At 56.9% G+C, this 17,462-nt stretch carries 20 protein-coding genes and 1 pseudogene; 8 read left to right on the top strand and 13 right to left on the bottom strand.

The window, feature by feature from the left end:
- Positions 1–23 precede the first annotated feature (23 nt).
- Complete coding sequence (locus tag AACX78_RS04710; RefSeq protein ID WP_159165528.1) at positions 24–1,805, bottom strand: anti-phage dCTP deaminase; 1,782 nt, start codon at positions 1,803–1,805, stop codon at positions 24–26.
- Positions 1,806–1,997: 192 nt separating this feature from the next.
- Positions 1,998–2,885: pseudogene (locus AACX78_RS04705) on the bottom strand (IS4-like element ISAeme3 family transposase); the annotation flags it as partial.
- A gap of 82 nt (positions 2,886–2,967) precedes the next feature.
- On the opposite strand from AACX78_RS04705, the gene AACX78_RS04700 reads away from it, so the two are divergent.
- The gene (locus AACX78_RS04700; RefSeq protein ID WP_159165527.1) at positions 2,968–3,918 is read left to right on the top strand and encodes a transposase; all 951 of its coding nucleotides are present in this window, start codon (positions 2,968–2,970) and stop codon (positions 3,916–3,918) included.
- 462 nt (positions 3,919–4,380) lie between these two features.
- Positions 4,381–4,704 carry a hypothetical protein gene (locus AACX78_RS04695; RefSeq protein WP_159165526.1) on the top strand — a complete coding sequence of 108 codons (324 nt, stop codon included), beginning with the start codon at positions 4,381–4,383 and terminating at the stop codon, positions 4,702–4,704.
- Between the two features lie 299 nt (positions 4,705–5,003).
- On the opposite strand, the gene atcC is transcribed toward AACX78_RS04695, so the two are convergent.
- The 8 genes from atcC to AACX78_RS04655 form a co-directional block, all read right to left on the bottom strand.
- Positions 5,004–5,909 carry a cold adaptation protein AtcC gene (gene atcC, locus AACX78_RS04690; RefSeq protein WP_159165525.1) on the bottom strand — a complete coding sequence of 302 codons (906 nt, stop codon included), beginning with the start codon at positions 5,907–5,909 and terminating at the stop codon, positions 5,004–5,006.
- Between the two features lie 11 nt (positions 5,910–5,920).
- Entirely contained in the window at positions 5,921–6,682 is a 762-nt protein-coding gene (gene atcB, locus AACX78_RS04685; RefSeq protein ID WP_005313872.1) for a cold adaptation protein AtcB, read from the bottom strand.
- A gap of 13 nt (positions 6,683–6,695) precedes the next feature.
- Positions 6,696–7,238: a cold adaptation protein AtcA gene (gene atcA / locus AACX78_RS04680; protein WP_159165524.1), complete on the bottom strand. Its 543-nt coding sequence runs from the start codon at positions 7,236–7,238 to the stop codon at positions 6,696–6,698.
- A 6-nt stretch (positions 7,239–7,244) separates the two neighbouring features.
- Positions 7,245–7,529, bottom strand: coding sequence for a cold adaptation protein ActJcold adaptation protein ActJ (atcJ, locus tag AACX78_RS04675; RefSeq protein WP_005313867.1), 285 nt, complete (start codon positions 7,527–7,529; stop codon positions 7,245–7,247).
- A gap of 254 nt (positions 7,530–7,783) precedes the next feature.
- Positions 7,784–8,308 carry a protein disulfide oxidoreductase gene (locus tag AACX78_RS04670; protein WP_159165523.1) on the bottom strand — a complete coding sequence of 175 codons (525 nt, stop codon included), beginning with the start codon at positions 8,306–8,308 and terminating at the stop codon, positions 7,784–7,786.
- A 2-nt stretch (positions 8,309–8,310) separates the two neighbouring features.
- Positions 8,311–9,042: a DsbA family protein gene (locus AACX78_RS04665; RefSeq protein ID WP_159165522.1), complete on the bottom strand. Its 732-nt coding sequence runs from the start codon at positions 9,040–9,042 to the stop codon at positions 8,311–8,313.
- The gene (locus tag AACX78_RS04660; RefSeq protein ID WP_159165521.1) at positions 9,039–11,081 is read right to left on the bottom strand and encodes a protein-disulfide reductase DsbD family protein; all 2,043 of its coding nucleotides are present in this window, start codon (positions 11,079–11,081) and stop codon (positions 9,039–9,041) included. Before AACX78_RS04660 ends, AACX78_RS04665 begins: the two co-directional genes overlap by 4 nt.
- 50 nt (positions 11,082–11,131) lie before the next feature.
- A complete protein-coding gene (locus AACX78_RS04655; protein WP_159165520.1) occupies positions 11,132–11,509 on the bottom strand; it encodes a hypothetical protein in 378 nt (125 codons plus the stop codon).
- A 176-nt stretch (positions 11,510–11,685) separates the two neighbouring features.
- On the opposite strand from AACX78_RS04655, the gene AACX78_RS04650 reads away from it, so the two are divergent.
- From AACX78_RS04650 to pspG, 4 genes are all read left to right on the top strand, one after another.
- On the top strand, positions 11,686–12,414 hold the full coding sequence (locus AACX78_RS04650; protein ID WP_159165519.1) for a 1-acylglycerol-3-phosphate O-acyltransferase: 729 nt from the start codon (positions 11,686–11,688) through the stop codon (positions 12,412–12,414).
- Positions 12,415–12,624: 210 nt separating this feature from the next.
- Entirely contained in the window at positions 12,625–13,287 is a 663-nt protein-coding gene (gene pspA / locus AACX78_RS04645; protein WP_021139707.1) for a phage shock protein PspA, read from the top strand.
- A 2-nt stretch (positions 13,288–13,289) separates the two neighbouring features.
- Positions 13,290–13,496, top strand: coding sequence for a PspC domain-containing protein (locus AACX78_RS04640; protein ID WP_021139706.1), 207 nt, complete (start codon positions 13,290–13,292; stop codon positions 13,494–13,496).
- A 46-nt stretch (positions 13,497–13,542) separates the two neighbouring features.
- Positions 13,543–13,761, top strand: coding sequence for an envelope stress response protein PspG (gene pspG, locus AACX78_RS04635; protein WP_005313840.1), 219 nt, complete (start codon positions 13,543–13,545; stop codon positions 13,759–13,761).
- Here the strand turns inward: pspG and AACX78_RS04630 are convergent.
- Entirely contained in the window at positions 13,758–14,168 is a 411-nt protein-coding gene (locus tag AACX78_RS04630) for a GIY-YIG nuclease family protein (protein WP_159165518.1), read from the bottom strand. The genes pspG and AACX78_RS04630 overlap by 4 nt on opposite strands.
- Before the next feature lie 44 nt (positions 14,169–14,212).
- Here AACX78_RS04630 and AACX78_RS04625 point away from each other — a divergent pair, with 44 nt between their 5' ends.
- The gene (locus AACX78_RS04625) at positions 14,213–14,944 is read left to right on the top strand and encodes a substrate-binding periplasmic protein (protein ID WP_159165517.1); all 732 of its coding nucleotides are present in this window, start codon (positions 14,213–14,215) and stop codon (positions 14,942–14,944) included.
- Here AACX78_RS04625 and rarD read toward each other — a convergent pair.
- On the bottom strand, positions 14,926–15,828 hold the full coding sequence (gene rarD, locus AACX78_RS04620) for an EamA family transporter RarD (protein WP_159165516.1): 903 nt from the start codon (positions 15,826–15,828) through the stop codon (positions 14,926–14,928). The genes AACX78_RS04625 and rarD overlap by 19 nt on opposite strands.
- Before the next feature lie 102 nt (positions 15,829–15,930).
- Between rarD and AACX78_RS04615 the strand changes: the two genes are divergently transcribed.
- Positions 15,931–16,512 (top strand): uracil-DNA glycosylase family protein, encoded by a 582-nt coding sequence (locus AACX78_RS04615; protein WP_159165515.1) that lies wholly within the window; start codon positions 15,931–15,933, stop codon positions 16,510–16,512.
- Position 16,513: 1 nt separating this feature from the next.
- Here the strand turns inward: AACX78_RS04615 and AACX78_RS04610 are convergent, their stop codons facing one another.
- On the bottom strand, positions 16,514–17,371 hold the full coding sequence (locus tag AACX78_RS04610) for a DMT family transporter (protein ID WP_159165514.1): 858 nt from the start codon (positions 17,369–17,371) through the stop codon (positions 16,514–16,516).
- Between the last annotated feature and the right edge of the window lie 91 nt (positions 17,372–17,462).

The raw sequence follows: 17,462 nt of genomic DNA, 5'->3' as shown, positions 1-17,462 counted from the left end.
TTTAAGAATAAACCTGTAGTGATTTATTTTACATTATCCCACAACTCTGAAGCAGCAGATTCTATTTCCTTGTATGATTTTGGCACCAAAGGTGACCTAATCGGTGCTTTAGTTTTATCCCATTCTAAAACCGAACCACCTTTATCTTTTCGTTTCAATTTAGCCCCTCCGCCTAAGCTCATAGAGAACAGGTCAAGAAATCGACGTGGACCAATACCAATAAATGGTTCAAATGCTACTGTTGCTTTGTTGTCTGGGGTGGATTCCTCGAATTCAGATTTCAATGTTATTGATTCAGAATGGAAATCCAAAGCTCGACTTTTAGGATATGGCTCTACATAAACAACCCGCTGTACTCCACTGGCTATAATATGTTTTGCACAGTTATGGCATGGGAACGTAGTACAATAAATAGTTGAGCCACTGGTAGGAATTCCTGCTCTACCACAAGAAAGTAAAGCATCCATTTCTGCATGTACGACACGTCCAAACTCAGTGAGGTCAGAAATTTTGCTGTCCTTTAATATTTTAATTATTTCAAATTGGCTTTCTTCTTTAAGTAGCCCCTTACTTAGAAGATTGCTAGCAATCTCTTCTATTATTTCTGCCTGTGCTTGCTTGTTGGAATCTATTTCTCGAGTGTAATCTTTACCATCGGGAAGATCCTCTACTTTTCCAGTTTTGGGGTCCACCTCTGCCCAATATAATCCCCCACCAGATTTCGGCACATCATTAGCGCCTGTTGCAATTATTTGTTTTTCCCTACTAATTACAGCGCCAACCTGACGTGACAAGTCACCAGAACGAACAGAGCTGTTAAATGCCATGAACATTGCAAACTCATCAAAGGTAGGGTTTTTATATGGATGAGAGAAAATTAATTCCAGAAAACGTTGTAGTCCATTTTTAACTTGATCGCTATTACTGCCAAAATTAAGAAAGAAATCAGACAGATGATAAGTATCACGAGTTTTTTGGCCATGATCTACGCTTTCATCTTCATCGATTTTTATTAACTCGTTAGCTTCGCTTTGAGTCAGTCCTTTGTCTTCGCATAGGTGCTGCCTTCGTCTTTTTTCATCAGCATGTATACCAATTAAATAAAACCCATCACCATAAATTTTTCGTAAAAGCTCAACTTCACTAGGATGCTTTAATGAATTAACTATATATGCTGTTTTGGGAGCACCAGTAGTTCTCGAGTTAGAGATCTCTTTAGCTACACCGGCAGATAAAATCGCATTGTTTCCACTTATATCTCTAAGTGTATCTCCAGCATTCATGTAATGCTTTATTCTTTCATATTCATTTTTACCATCGTATTTTGGTAGTATGCTCGAGACACGGATATCTTTAACGGTATAGCCAAACCCTTGTAACTTGTCAGTTAATGGCTCTGTTACTCTTTTGTATTCCGTCCCGACGGAGCTGACAATTCCAATTATTAACTCACTTTCATTTATGCCTGTTGTTAAATATTGTAGCTCTAAAGATAATAGATTATCCTGTTGAGGTTTTTTCTCTCTTTGTTCGCCGCTGGCGAATGTGTCCATAGAGATACTATTGGTTTCTTTTAGTTGTTGAGGTTCACTAGGGTATAACAGCTTGGGAACATCTGTCTCTAATTTTAATTTGTCTGGTTCCTTACCTTGAAAATTTATAGAACCAGTGCTCTCAAACCAGTTCATGACGCCATGACCTAATCTCAAGACTTTCTTATTAGGCTGATTCTTATCCCAAGCTCCACCTAAAGAAGCTAGCCGGCTTTCCAGGTCATCAAAAGTACCAGTGAACTTCAATGCCATTTCGTTTACCTCGCAAGTTCCATTTTCATGATTAAAACATAACCAGCATGTTCATCAATTTTACTAATCAGTATATCTGTAGAAAGGTTTTGTCCGAAGCCTTTCAGGTTAGAGGTGTGAGCATTATCTGTTTTATTGCTTATCGTTGTGGCTCCTCAATGAGGGCCGTAGGTTTAATTCATGTACAGGACCTTAAGCGTTGAGTCCCTTTAAAACTCCTTCCAAGGTCCTGTTCTGTATCGATTTTCTCTGCTTGGTTCGGCAAGCGTTCTTGGCCAAATAATCGGCTGCCCATTCCAGTCTTTCCCTTATTTCTGTCAGCGCCCTATGGGCCACTGCTTCCAATAGCGGCAACCACCATGTCGTACTGTTCTTTGACGCTTTCAACATCGATAGCTTCCCTGTCATCACACTTTGCGCGACCCGCCTTTTCATCACCAGCGATAGCAGGCTCGTCCATACCAATCCCTCGGCGATGGCTTTCTCCCCCGTCACAAACCCCTTGAGCCGGTTGTGCGATTTCCACTCTTTAAATAACAACTCCACCTGCCAACGGCAGCGATACAGGCTCATCACCTGCTCTGCTGACCATGCCGCTCGCGGCAGGTTGGTCATCCACAAGCAGAACCGCTTTTCCTCGGCAAACCAGCGTCGGATCAAGCGGTACTCGACCTTGCCGGACTTCACCACCATATCCAGCACCTCGGCCCGACAGCGCCGCCGTCCTGCCTCTTTCAGTGACAGTCCCGCCAGTTTTGGCACTTCCCGTCCATCACCGCGCCAGGCCTGGATTATCTTGGGGTTCAGGCTTTGCGTTCCTCGCACCAGATAAAATCCGCCAGCGTCGTTCACCTGCTCAAACCAGGCCCTGTCAATGTAACCCGCGTCAGCCAGCAGCAGGCAGTTGGCCAGCTTGTGAGCCTCAGGGAGAAATTGCCGCTCCCCTGCGGTATCGGCAGACACACTCATGCACAGTGGGCTCTGCTCCGACAGAGACATGGTCATATGGCACTCGATAGCCGCCGGACTGATGGTCTTGAACCGGCCGGGAAAGTCAGCCGCCAGACGCCGGTGCACCGCAACGAAAAACTGGGACACCCACCTTTTTGACAGCGGCGTAACCTTGTACTTGGCTTGAGGAGTCACTGTCGAGGGATACGCCATGACCATTGCCCGTTCACGTCAAATCAGTTTGCAGGATACGCCTTACTACCATGTGGTCAGTCGCTGTGTGCGGCGGGCTTTCTTGTGTGGTGAAGACACCCATTCTGGTCAGAGCTACGAACATCGGCGCCAGTGGGTGGTCGACAAGCTGGGCCAGCTGTCGAGGCTGTTTGCCATCGGCATCTGCGCCTATGCAGTGATGAGCAACCATTACCACCTGGTGCTCAAGGTTGAGCCCGATACTGCCGCCAACTGGAGTGAAAGGGAGGTGGCCGAGCGCTGGGCTGGTTTGTTCCAATGGCCGCTATTGGTGCGGCGCTGGTATCAGGGGGAATCCCTGATTGAACCTGAGATTGCAGTGGTTAAACAATTGATAGGGGAGTGGCGCGAGCGGCTTTACTCCATCAGCTGGTTTGTGCGGCTGCTCAATGAAACTCTGGCTCGCCAGGCCAATCTGGAAGATGGCTGCAAGGGCCATTTCTGGGAAGGGCGCTTTAAAAGTCAGGCGCTGCTCACCGAATCAGCTTTGCTGGCTTGCATGACTTATGTAGATCTCAATCCGGTGCGGGCAGCCCTTGTCGACCGACCAGAGCAGAGCGACTACACAAGTATCAAGCAACGCCTTGATAATACGCCCCTAGCTGAAGCCTTGCCCCCGCTGTTGCTACCGTTTGCCGATAAGGAGAAGTCCGGCTGCTTACCCTATGCCTTCACCGATTATCTGATGCTGGTCGATTGGACAGGGCGCGCCATCAGGGCAGACAAGCGCGGCTACATTCCGGTTCACCTTGCTTCCATTATGGAACGACTAGGACTTGATAGAACTGTCTGGCTTCGACAGGTGACTCTGTTCCGGCGGCGGGGTATCAGAGCGATAGGTGATCATCAGCATCGCAAACAGTTTGCACTGCATTGTGGTCAGCTGCGTTGTTACCAACCTAGCGACTAGAAAGCCTGCAGTTCCTCACTTTCACCACGGCCCCACTTGTCATAGCGCCGTTGAGCCTGTTTTTTACTCGTACTTCCTGAACAGGAGACAGAGCTGAGATATTGTTGCTGCAGCCACGTCTATAAAGTGTCGAGTAATTGAACTCGTGATGGCCTGTCCAAAAAGATGGGTGTCCTCGTATTGCTCGATTGACCTAGTGATGGCTTGTCCAAAAAGGTGGGTGTCCTGATATTGCTGATTATATCCCTGATAAAAATGGGGCCAATGACGCTAATTAGGTAGTTCCTATGGGGATTCGATAGGAATACCGGACTTTCCCCCGTCTTCGGCTCACCATCTGGGAAGGAGGCATCGGCTTGATAATCCCTTCCTTGCACCGAGAGAGATTTTGTTTAGGAGTGTTTCAGTGCATCATGAAAGCCCCAAACGAACCAATTTTTTCGATTGCCTGCTGGAGATCTGATGATGAAATATGTCCCGCTCTTGTTTTGCTGCTGGGCCTTGTATGCGCAAGCCGAGACACCCGAACCGGTGCAGGAGGGAACCCTGGCCAATCAGCAGTTGATCCAGGATGCCATGGTCGGTGTGGCGGGCTGGGTAGCAACCAAGGGCTGTGAGGCGCCAGAGCGCTTTGTGCCGGTTGTGTTGCAGCCGCCAAAGGGAGATCCGGGTAGCCGTTATTGGCAAGAGCGCTGGACGGTGGAAGGGTGTGGTAAACAGTATCCGGTGATCATCGACTTTCGTGAAACCGGGGTAGATAGCGCCATGTGGACTATTGCGCACTGAGGTCTTGAGGGGCGTGGCTGAGACGGCCCTCTCATTCAAACCCTGCTCCCATAGCCCACGGGGACGTGAACGGGGGGAGTTGCATCACCCTTGATACGCGGGTTTGTCGGTGCAATGCGCTTCGCTTATTGCACCCTACCTGGATGGCCTGACCTCGTCCCCCAGTGTTTCCCGCTCGTCACTGTGGTGGTCAGATATAACAACGCCCGGCAAGCCGGGCGTTGTTGGGTCATGACGGGGCAGATCCTGCTTGCTGCCACCAGCGGTGGCGTTGGCAGTGGCCCCGAGCCAAAGCTGGCCTAGAAGTCGTGGTAGAGCGGCCAGCCGAGCAGGGGGTGCTTGAGACCGGCGCGCATCTCGAAATTGTCGAGCTTCTCCGGCTCGGCGTTCTCTTGTTGCAACAGCTGGTACTGGCGCACAAAGCCCAGGGTGTGCAGCAGGTTGGGGACAAACCCCTTGCTGAGTTCCTGACGCAGACCGGCGATCAGCTCGCCCGGCAGCTCCGCCAGCAGCAGCTCCAGCTGGGCGGCCAGATAGTCGGTGTCGTACCACTTCTCTTGCAGCTCAATCTCCCGCGCCAATTTGCGCTTGAGATCCTGCTTTACCTTCAGTTTGGCGGCGCCGCTGCCATTGCCGCAGAGAATGCGGTAGAGCAGGGCTTCGGCCAGCTTGTCCTCCATGGTGGGGTGGTCGTTCTCGCAGGCGAAGAAGTGCTGATCGATCAGGCTCATCAGGCGGGCCTTGTTATGCTCCACCAGCGCCTTCTCGTACTCCTGCCAGCCTTGCCACTCTTCTACATCGGGCGGGCTGGAGATCTTGTCCAAGAGCCGAGCATCCACATCGCCATAGAGGCTGTTGCCACCGGGCTGCTTGGCGCTGACCGAGATCAGCATGGACCAGCCCTTCTGGAACGGCTTGATGGGCCCCTCCGGCGCCTGCAGCAGGGCCAGTGCCTTGGCGGTATCCCGTTGCGACAGCTCCAGCAGGCCCAGGCTGATCACGCCGATGACGTCGTGGGCGGCCTGTTCCAGCAGATGCATCTTGTACTTGTTGTAGTACTTGTCGGCGAACTTCAGGCTCATCAGCACCGCCTTGCCCTTGATCTGGCCCAGCTGCTGATCGCTCAAGTGTTCGCTCTCGCGGCCAAAGCGCAGCACCTGAGTGAGAAAGGGGCCCTGATTGACATCGCGTATGGCTAGTTGCATGACGGGGTTCCTCAATCCAGGAAGCTGAACATGTCGTCGACTTCGGCGTACTCGTCGGAGGCATCGTTCTTATCTTTGGCCTGCATCACCAGCTCGCTGGCGAACTTGCTGATGATCCCTTCCCAGGATGAGTGCTCATTGCGCAGCAGTGCCTTGATGGCTTTTTCCACGTCCGGGGTCAGCTCGCGGATCAGCATCAAGAGGCTGCGCGGGTCATCCAGCGGGTAGTCGTGGGCATTTTCACTCTGCTGGCGGTCGCTGTAGGAAAGCGCCTCTTCCAAGTCTTCCTCTTCGGCGTGCAGCGTGTCGTGGAAGCCCTCTTCATCCTCGAAGCGCTCACCGCGATAGAACTCGATGAAGGGGATGGCGAGGTAGAAGAGACCGGCCGGATCCTCGGCGATGCACTCCAGGATCTCCGCCTGCTTGGCGTCGCTGTCCTGAGTGCGGATCAGATAGTTGAGGAAGTCGAAGGTGTGCTGCTGCAGCTCTTCGGCGTTGTTCTTGATCGCCTCTTCCCAGTAAAGGGGCTGCTGGCAGACGATGTCGCGGATCCGCTCCGGGGTCATCAGCTCGGAGATGATCGACGGGAACGACATGTCGTGCTGGCCGTTGATCTGGGTCAGGGTGACAATATCAATCTGTTCAATGACTTCGGCCAACTGATCGTCAGACATTGTCTTGGCGATCAGCTCGAACTTCTCGCTGGCCTGTTTCGGCTCGATCACGGCCAGCTCTTTGATCTCGATGGCGGTAATTTCTATCAGACTGTGCATGCTTTGCCCCAAGTTAGAAACGTACTTCGTCGTACATGTCTTGATCGCCGTCGTCGTCACCATCACCGTTGTAGTCGGCGTCAGCGTTTTCCCCGTCGTCATCGTCGTCGTCACGCAGTTCGTAGTCGTCATCGGCACGGCGGCCGCCGCGCGGCTGCGGGCTCTCTTTTGGATGGCAGAGCTGGAACAGCACGGCGCAGGCTTCGATCAGCTGATCTTCGCTCTGGGCCCGTACCGCTTTCACCAGTGGCAGGTCGGCATTGTTGAACGCTACCGACACCTTGAATTCGTCCCATGAGGGTTGTACGCCGCTGCCGAGCCACTTGTTCCACTCGGGTTTGGCCTTGGCCGGGAACTGCACCCGGCCATAGAGGACCAGCGGCAGGTATTCGGGCATGAATTCCAGCATGCTCATGTCAGCCAGCAGCAGTGTCTTCATCTTGTCGGTGAATTGCTCCAGCGCCTTGGGGTCGTCCTGATCCCGGTAGGATTCGATGTTCTCACTGGCATCACTCATCAGCGCTTTGATCCGCGCCTGGTCCCATTTTTTCTGCATAGCGCCTCAGGGGTAAAATTGGTCCCACATCTCCTGCATGGCAGAAGCGGGATCGGTCACGATGACGTTGTTGAAATCCTTGATGAAAGCGGCCCGTTGTTTCGGGTCTGACAGCACTTCATAGGCCTGCTTTACCTGGTGCAGCTTGATGGCTGCCAGCTCCCGCTCTTCTTCGCTCGCCCCCAACAGCTTGTCTGGGTGGTACTGGTTCGACAGCCGTCGATAGGCTTTTTTGATGTCGTTTTCGCTGGCATTGGACTTGACGCCCAGTACCCGAAAGTAGTTGTTCATGGCAGATCCTGCATCACTGGCATCTTGGAATTCACAATGCGGGCGCCTGATGGTGGAGCTTGAGAAACCAGGCACGGCAAAAACCCGTCATTTTAACGGAAACAGGCCAGCTCCGCCATGAATAGGAGGCGATATGGCAAGCAAGTTGCTAATGCGAGAAAAGCTCCGATCGCCGCCATTTTGGCAAGAAGAGGGTGGGGCATGTGTGATGGCGGTTGAAAAAACGCCCGGCAGGCCGGGCGTTGTCACAGAGGTTACTGAAGGCTGGCCCAGGCCAGGCGCAATTTCAGCCCCAGACCCGAACTCCAGCCTGTGGTGGTACTCACCACCTTGCCGTCCTTGACGATGAGGAAGCTGGGGGTGACGCTCACCTGCCAGCGGGCGGCGAGGTCCCCTCGCTCATCGTTATGGGTCGGGAAGGTCAGCCCCTTTTTGCCCATCCCCTTGCTCAACTGCTGCGCGTTGCCGGAGCGCAGTGCCACCGTCAGCACGTTTTCACCGTCCTGCCAGAGCTGCTCCACCGTCGGTGTGGTGAAGCGGCAGACGGCGCACCAGCTGGCCCAGTAGTAGACCAGTAGCGGCCTTTCCCGGCTCATGGCCTGCAGGTCGGCGGTGGTGCCATCTTGCAGGGTGAGGGTGGGCAGAGGGCTGCCTTCTGGCAGCGCCGGGCTGCGCCAGAAGTCCAGCGCCGTCGAAATAACCACGCCAAACAGCAGCAGCCAGAGTGCCTCTTTGCCCCAGCGTCGCAGGCGATGGGGGAGGGATGGTTTGGCTTCCATGATCACCCCTTCCTGGCCAGCTCGGCTTTCACGATTTGCTCAAGCTCTTCATAGGGGATGGCGCCCGATACCAGCTGGTTGCCGACAAGGGTCGCCGGTGTGCCCTGCACGCCGAGCAAGGTGCCGATGCGAAGGCTGTTGCGCAGCTCCTCGGTGGCCCTGGCTTCGGGTTTGAGCGCAGTGTTGCCGGTAGCCGCCAGCGCCTTGTTGATGTCAGCCTCGGTCAGCATGCCCTGCTTGCTCATCAGCTTGTCGTGCAGGGCTAGGAAGCGGGCGGGATCTTGTTGCCACAGGGTCAGGCTGTATTGGGCCGCCTTGGCAGAGGTCTGCCCCTTGAACGGCAACAGCTTGATCACAAGCCCGACATCATTTGGGTAGGCCTTCAGCAGTCTGGCCAGATGGGGATCGAACTGTTTGCAGAAGGGGCAGTTGTAGTCGGTGAACGACACCAGGGTCAGCTTGGGGTTTTTGGCGCCCAGGCGCGGGCTGGTAGCGCTGTTGAACAGCACATCCTGGTTGCCCTTGATGAAGTTGCCAAGCTGGCTGGCCTGATCCGCCGCATTCTGTTTCTCCCAGGCATCGGCCACCTCATCGAGGATTTTGGGGTTGGCCACCAGGGTCTCGCGGATCAGCTCCTTGATGCGGGACTCCTGCTCCAGGGTGAACGGGGCTGCGTGCAGGGCCGGGGTCAGCAGGGTGCCCAGCAGGGTCAGGGTGAGCAGGGGCGATCTCATTTGGTGTCTCCTTGATAGGGGGCTATGGCTGCTTGCTTCAGGGTGCCAAGCAGAGTCGGTCGGTCCAGCAGGGGGGAGAGGATCTCGCCACCCTGCAGGCCCGGCCCATAAATCTGGTTGAAGGGAATGGCCACGCTGCCGCGCTGGCGCAAGAAGTCGGCGATGCTGGTGGAGGGACGGCTCCAGTCCCCGCGCAGGGCCACCACATCGGGGGCGCTCAGCGCTTTTTGTACATCATCTCGCAGCAGCACGTTGAATTTGTTGGCTTTACAGGTAATGCACCAGTCGGCGGTGACATCGACAAAAACCCGCTTGTTCTGCGCCAGCGCGTCTTGGATGGCTTGCTCAGAGAGCGGCTGCCAGTTGACGGTATCTCGCTGGGGTTTTCCTTCCATCGTAAAGGCGCCGCCCAGCAGCAGGGCTCCACCCAGTAGACAGGTGAGGGCCAGTCCCAGGGTCACCCCCCGAATGCCATGGCGCCACACCACGGCTAGCAGCAGGGCAGCCAGCATCAGCGCCATCAGGATCAGCATCCAGAACTGACCGATATGGTTGCCGAGCAGGCTGAGCAGCCAGAGGCTGGAGCCCAGCATCATCAGACCGAGCAGAATGCGCAGGCGGCCCATCCAGCGGCCCGGCTTCGGCAGCCAGAGTGCAAGGCGGGGGAAGGCGGCGATCAGCAGCCAGGGCAGGCTCATGCCAATCCCCAGTGCGGTGAAGATGAGCCAGAGTTGACCCAAGGGGGCCCCGAGCGCAAAGGCGACCGCTGTGCCGAGGAAGGGGGCGGAGCAGGGGGTGGCCAGCAGGGTGGCAAAGCACCCTTGCAGGAAGTGACCGCCCAGGCCGTTGCCGCCCGTGGTGGCGAGGCGGGTATTGAGGTTGCTTGGCAGCCTTAACTCGAACAGCCCCAGCAAGTTGGCACAAAACAGCAGGGTGACCACCACCATAAAGCCGATAAACCAGACGCTCTGGAACTGGATACCCCAGCCGACCGCTCCCTGGGTGGCGCGCAGCAGTGTGCTCATCAGTGCCAGCGCCCAGAAGGAGACCAGGATGCCGGCACTGGCTGCCAGGAATTGCAAACGAACTGGACGGCGATCGCGGGTTTCCAGTTGCAACACAGATCCCAGCTTGAGCGCCAGCACCGGCAGCACGCAGGGCATCAGATTGAGGATAAGGCCACCCAGCAGGGCGGCGCCCAGCAACCAGACAAGGGAGTGAGCGCTCTGGGGCAGGGTCAGCGGGTCACCTATGCTGGCGTCACTCTGCCAGGCCTGTTCACCACTGCTCAGTACAAACCCGAGTTGCTGGCTACGGATGTCGGGCGCATCGCCCTGCCAGCCATCGCTGACCGGAATGCGGGCGATCAGGGTGTTGCCTTGCACTTCCAGCTCGGGTTTGCCAAATTCGGCGCCCTCCAGCTTCTGGAGGAAAATCTGGGGATCCTGCCAGCCTTGCGGGTTGTCGGCGGTCAGCTGCAGCTGGTTTTGCTGATAACCCGCTTTGAGAATGACGGTATCCGCCAGGGTTTGTGGCAGCTTGCTCATCGCCTGGGCGTAGGCAAAGTCGAACCCTTCCGGCGCAGTGCCATCGAGCGCAAGGGTAAAAGGGTAGTCGGTCAGAATGCAGACATTGCTGCAAGTCGAGAGGCGCAGGGTGCCAGTCAGCGCATCGCTGCTGCTGTGAGCAAGCGTGATGGGGAGGCTGACGGTCTTCTGATAGCCCTGGGTCGAGATACCACTGACGTCAAATCGCTCCGGCACGGGCCAGTGCCACTGCTGGGTGGCTTGAGGGGCATCCCAGAAGATTTCAGGGGCAATGCCGCCTTCCCCCGGGTTTTGCCAATAGGTCTTCCAGCCGGACTCGAGCTCCAGGCTGAGCAGCACGCGAGTTTGGGCGGGATCTCGGGTATCCGCTTGCAGCCGCACTTTGGCGTGATCGTTCTGGGGGCTGGCAAGCCAGCCGGTATCGCTGGCCAATCCCATGGATTGCCACAGCAGGCCGCCCATCAACAGGGCGGTCTTGATGATGTTTGACATTTTTTTGTCTCTTGAAAATGAAAGTTAGGGTGGTGTAAACCGCGGCTAACTCATTCTCGCCAGACACAGAGAGTAAGATGAAGTCGCCGTTCAGGCGGAGATATGTTTCTGGGTGGGGGCAAGGCGGGGGCGCGGCGCGACAGCGGCGCCAGCAGGGCAATCACGAAGGCGATGGCAAAGAAGATCTGTTCGACGCAGAGCAGGGTGGCGGCACTGAGCCACTTGCCGTTGAGCTGGCAACTGCTCGGCTGGGGTGTCGCAGTTTGGGCATCGTCGTCTTCGGAACCGGAAGATGGGACAGGCAGCAGCTGGCAACTCAGGGCCTGATCGAGCTGAGCCAGCCGGGCCAGCGGCTGGGCCGCACAGTTGAGCACCAGAATGCAGACCAGCAGCAGGAGTCTTGTCGCCACGCGTTGTCGCAAAATCATGCTCGCCCTACCCTGTTGAATGGTGCATATCCTATCGATCAATAATGGCAGGGGCAAGTCAGCAGGATTCGATACGACCATATGTGCGATGCAGGGTGGTCAGATCTATTTGGCGAACACTTGTTCGCTAAAAGGGGGATCAGTATACTGCGCCGAGTTAAAATCCGAGGTGTTCGATGCTCAAACTTGCCCGTGTGCTGCTGCTAACCCTGCTGCTCGTCTTCTGGTTCGTGTTCGGTCTGTTGCTCTGTCTGGTGCGTCCGCGTCATCCCAACAACGTCTTTGTATTCGCCCGCATGTACCATGCGGTTTGCCCGCTGCTCGGGCTCAAGGTCAAGGTAACCATACCGGACGAGATCAAGTCGCTCGGCCCGGCGGTTTACGTCTGCAACCACCAGAGCAACTTCGACATCTTCACCGTGACCGGTGCCGTCATGCCGGGCGTGGTGGCGGTAGGCAAGAAGAGTCTGCTGTGGCTGCCCTTCTTCGGTCTTATCTTCTGGCTCTCCGGCAACGTGCTGATCGATCGCTCCAACCGCTCTCGTGCCATCGGCACCATAGGTCAGGTGGTGGATCGCATCAAGCATCACGGTACCTCCATCTGGATGTTCCCTGAAGGCACTCGTTCCAAGGGCCGTGGCCTGCTGCCGTTCAAGGCAGGCGCCTTCCACACCGCCGTGCAGGCCGAGGTGCCCGTGGTGCCCATCGTCTGCTCCAGCTACTTCGGTCAGGTTGACCTGAACCGCTGGGACAATGGTGAAGTGCTGGTCGAGGTGATGGCTCCGCTGTGCAGCAAGGAGCACGGCGCCGCCGGCATTCGTGATCTGTCCGATACCTGTCGTGCTGCGATGGAAAGCAAGCTGGTCGAACTGGACAGCAAGCTGGGTCGTCATCAGGCCGTCTGAATCTGAACAGAAGACGACATAGAGGGAGCCGCCGGCTCCCTTTTTTGTTGGTTAAAATCACCACTTTATTGGTTATTTTAACCAATGTCCTCGCCTTGAATCTCAGTATAAAATCCATATCTACCTGTAAAACAACAATAAATTATTTTGGCACGGCTCTTGTAATGCTATGGGAAGAGATAGCCATCCCAATGAACAAGGAGCCAGACCATGAGCGTATTCAGCCGCCTGACCGACGTGATCAATGCCAACTTGCACAGCCTGCTCGACAAGAGTGAAGAGCCGGAGAAGATGCTGCGGTTGATGATCGAAGAGATGGAGCAGGTGCAGGTCGAGATGAGAACTCAGGCCGCCCGCGTCATCGCCGAGCAGAAACAGCTGGAGCGTCACCAGCAGGCGTTGCAACACCAGATCCTGGAGTGGTCGGCCAAGGCCGAGCTCGCCATCCAGAAGGGACGTGAGGATCTGGCCCGTGCCGCTCTCACAGAGAAGCTGGCCGAGGTCAAAAAATGCGAGCAGCTGGAGCAGGACAAGGCCCGTGTGGCCGAGGTGCTGGCCCAGCTCACCGCCGACAGCGAGCGACTGGCGGCCAAGCTGAGCGAGGCCCGCGAGAAGCAAAAGATGCTGACCCTGCGCGAGCAGACAGCCCACAGTCGCATCCGTGCCCGTGCTCAGGTCGACAATCAGCGCATGCATGAGCTGATGGCCCGTTTTGACGGTTTTCAGGGGCGGGTGGATCAGCTGGAAGCCCAGCTGGAGGCGGCGACCCTGGGGCAGAATCCCTCGCTGGAGGCTCAGTTTCGCGAGCTGGAACTCAATGACGAGATTGAACGCGAGCTGGCCCGTCTGAAGGGTCAGAAGGTGGAGGCATAATCATGACGCCCTGGCCGAAAGACCTTGCCCATCGCAAGTTGACCGGGGTCTGCGCCGGCATTGCCAGCCGGCTGGGGCTCTCCAGGGTGACGGTACGGATAGTGGCGCTGATCGCCCTGATCCTGATGCCGCCGCTGACCCTGGCCGCCTATCTGCTGGCGGTGCTGATCATGCCGCCCCGTCGTGAATTGAAGCGTTGGCTGGACTGACCCCGGGGTCATTCAGCCAGCAAGAGAAGCCTGTGAGGAGCAGAACATGCTGGAATTTATCGTCTTGATGCTGGTGTTGGTCGCCATGGCGCTGACGGGGTTCACCGTGCTGGCCATGTTGGTGGTGAGCGGTGTCTTCGTGCTGTTCGGCGCCCTGGCCGGCATGTTTGCTCTCATCATCAAGCTGGCGCCCTGGTTGCTGGTGCTGCTGGTGGTGTGCTGGTTCATCAGCAACAGGCGCAAGCAATCCAATACCTACCGTTAACCCTCCCTGTTATCGGATCCTTCCTTGGCCACTGCTTGCAGTGGCCTTTTTTGTGGTGCTTCCAGGGGCGGCGTGACGACCGTCAGCCAGGGCTGACTCCAGTCGGCCCAGCCATCCGGCTCTTGCACCAGGCGCTCCTTGAAGGCTTTGCTCTGCTGCTTGAGGCGATATTCGAGCCGCAGCGCGGCCCCCTTGTCACCAACTGTCTGCTGCCACACCAGCACCAATGGCCCCTTGCCGCGCAGGGCGCGTGAGCCTTTGCCGCTCTGGTGCTGGCGAAGTCGCCTGATCGGGTCTGTGCTGATCCCCGTATAGAGCAGGCCGGCCGCAGTGCGAACCAGATAGATGGACCACTGGCTGGGGGCGGGCAGGGGAGTCGGTTTGGCATCCATCACGGGTTTTCTCATTCGATCTGTCTGTGCCAAACTCAAGATCAGCCCAAGGAGGTGCGATGCGAGTCTGGTGTTGGTTGTGGTGTCTGTTGTCGATGTCGGCTCATGGAGAGACGCTGCGTCTCTACGACTATCATCAGCACCCCCCTTTCGTGACGGGGGAGAAGACGGGGCTGAGCCAGGATCTGGTCAAGTATCTCAACGAAAAGCTTGGCGGAGAACCCAAGCTTGAGCTTTGGTTGGTGAATCGCGCCAGATTGGCGCTTGAGATGTCGGATCCTGGCTTTGACGGCCTGGTGATCTGGGTCAATCCCACCTGGGTCGGGGATCCCCAGCGCGAGCACTATCTGTGGACCTTCCCTATCATGCGGGACACCAACGAGCTTATCTCCAGCATGAATAAACCCATCACCTATCGTGGCCCGGATTCACTCAAGGGGCTGAACTTTGGTGGTATAGAGGGCTACCGCTATCAGGGCATCGATGATGCTGTGGCCCGGGGCGAGCTGGTGCGTCACGATGCCAAGAAGGTCAAAACCAATTTCAGCCTGCTGATACGTGGCCGCATTGATGTGACCCTGGTGCCGGGCTCGGCCCTCGCTTTTTTCACCCATGATGCTTATGAGGGCAAGCTGTTTGTCTCGCCCTTTGCCCAATCCAGCTATACCCGTCACCTCTTGCTGCCCAAGTCCCGCCACGAGCTGCATACCAGACTGAACGACATCGCCGAGCAGATGGACAAGGACCCCAAGTGGCACACCATTCTGGAGTCTTACCGCAGCAGACCCTGAGCATCATTGCTGCCGCCGCGCCTGAGGCGGTGCAGCGGCAGCAGGCTCACCAGCAGGCCTGCCCAGACGAAGGCAAATCCCACCGACTTCACCGGATCCGCCGTCTCGCCAAACCAGAAGATGGCGAGCAGGAAGGCGAGGCTGGGTTCTATGTATTGCAGCAGGCCAACCGTGCTCATGCGGGTGCGCATCATGCCGTAACAGAACAGCCCCACCGGCAGCAGGGTGGCGGGAGCGCTGCCCATCAGCAGCAGTCGGTCGGCCCAGTCACCGGCCATGAACTGGCTCATGCCGTTGAGCGTCAGAGCGCCAATGATCAGCAGGGCGACGGGAAGCTGGACCAGGGCTTCGAGGTAGAGGCTGACACCGGCGTCGTAGTGCACTTTCTTTTTGAGCAGACCATAGAAGGCGAAGTTGGCCCCCATGATGAGGGAGAACCAGGGCAGCTGACCGTAGGAGAAGAGCATGTAGGCGAGTCCGGCCAGTGCCAGGGCGACTGCCAGGTGCTTTTGCACTGTGAGCTTCTCTTTGAGGAAGATGACGGCGAACACGATATTGAACAGCGGCGTCATGAAGAAGGCGAGGCTGGTGGCCAGCACCTGACCCGTGGTCAGACACCAGGTGAACATGCACCAGCTGATGGACATGACCGGGCCCGCCAGCAGTATGAGGCCCAGCTGGCGCGGTTCACTGCGAAGCCGTGCCCAGGGCACCTGATAGCCGAGGAGAGCAAAGAGCGCAGCCAGCAGAACGACAGACCAGAGTACACGGTGGGAGAGCAGCTCCCACATGTTGACCTCGGGCATGAACTGGTAATAGAGGGGCAGCATGCCCCACAGCGCGAATGAGAGGGCCGCGCTGCCGGTGCCCATCCAGTTTTTCATCGGTTTTCGTTTATTAAATTAAACATTCGTGGCCGCATGATAAGTATCTGTTGAATCTTTCACAAGCAGGATCAGGGGGTAAACTCTGTTACCATCGGGCCCATGAACCGACTCGATATGCTGTTTGAACAGATCCGGGCCTGCCGGTTGTGCGAGGCTCATTTGCCGCTGGGCCCGCGCCCTGTGATCCGCGGGAAAGAGAGTGCTCGTCTGCTGATCATCGGTCAGGCTCCCGGCACCCGAGTGCATGCCAGTGGCATCCCCTGGGATGACCCCTCTGGCGATCGGCTGCGTCACTGGCTCGGCGTGGATAAAACGACCTTCTACGACGAGTCCCGCATCGCCATCATGCCGATGGGGCTCTGCTACCCCGGCAAGGGCAAGTCGGGGGATCTGCCCCCTCGTCCTGAATGTGCGCCCACCTGGCACGACAAGGTATTGATGCTGCTGCCCAATATCGAGCTGACCCTGCTCATCGGCCAGTATTCCCAACAGTACTATCTGGGCAAGGCCGGCAAAGGTTCGCTGACCGAGACGGTAAGACAATGGGCCGACTATGGTCCCGCCTGGTTGCCGTTGCCGCACCCGTCTCCCCGCAATACCTTCTGGCTCAGGAAGAACCCCTGGTTCGAGCAGGACGTGCTCCCCCATCTGCAGCAAAGGGTCGCCCCCTTGCTGCTTTGATTCAGGCCGCCGGTTCTGCCAGGGGGTTTGGCTTGCTGCGGGCCATGGCAAGCAGCGGGATTATGATGCACAAGCACCCCAGCAGCAGCGGCAGACCCGGTTGCTCGTCAAACAGCCAGACCCCGATGGCAACCGCCATCAAGAGGCCGGTATATTCCGCCGAGGCGATCTTGCTTGCCTCCGCCTTGCGATAGGCCACCACGCACAAGCCGGCATAGACCATGATCAGCGCCGATGAGCCGAAGGCGGGCCACCACATCTGCCACTGCCAGTCGCCCCCTTCCCATAGCGCCAGCGCCAGTATGAAAGGCATGCTCAGCACGTTGGTGAAGAACAGGGTCTGGGCGATGGGCTGCTTGAGCGGGATCCGCTTGATCAGCAAGTTGTTGAGCGCCATGGAGAGCGCCACCCCGAGTGCCGCCAGCGCGGCCCAGTTCACCTCGGTCGGCCGCAGCACGATCAGCACTCCGATAAAACCGATGAGCGCGGTCAGCACCTTCTGGCGCGAGATGGCTTCCCCCGCCATCCACACTGCCAACGGTACCATCATCAGGGGCGCCGCATAGAAGAGGGCATTGGCGGTGGCGAGTGGCAGACGAGTGAGGGCGATCACCATCAGGCAGACGCCAACCGCCCAGATATGGGCCCGCAGCAGATGCCACTTGATGGCGACCGGTGGATTGCGACGCCATGACCAGAGCAGCCAGGGAGTCAGCAAGAGGGCGGCGGAGAGCTGGCGAAAGAAGACAAACTGGAACACGGGCTGGCTCGGCTCCAGCACCTTGACCAGCGCATCGGAAAAGACCGCCACCATATTGCCCAGCACCAGATAGAGGATCCCGATCCCGACTGCATTCATACCACCTCCCACGTCAGATGAGGGCAGGGTAGCGCGGGGCCAGTTATCCAGTAAAATGATAAAAAATCACCATCCATGAGATTTTTGGATA

It is taken from the genome of Aeromonas sp. 9A, from assembly GCF_963900955.1.
Taxonomy (GTDB): Bacteria; Pseudomonadota; Gammaproteobacteria; order Enterobacterales; family Aeromonadaceae; genus Aeromonas; species Aeromonas salmonicida.
This window is presented reverse-complemented; position numbering and strand designations above follow the sequence as displayed.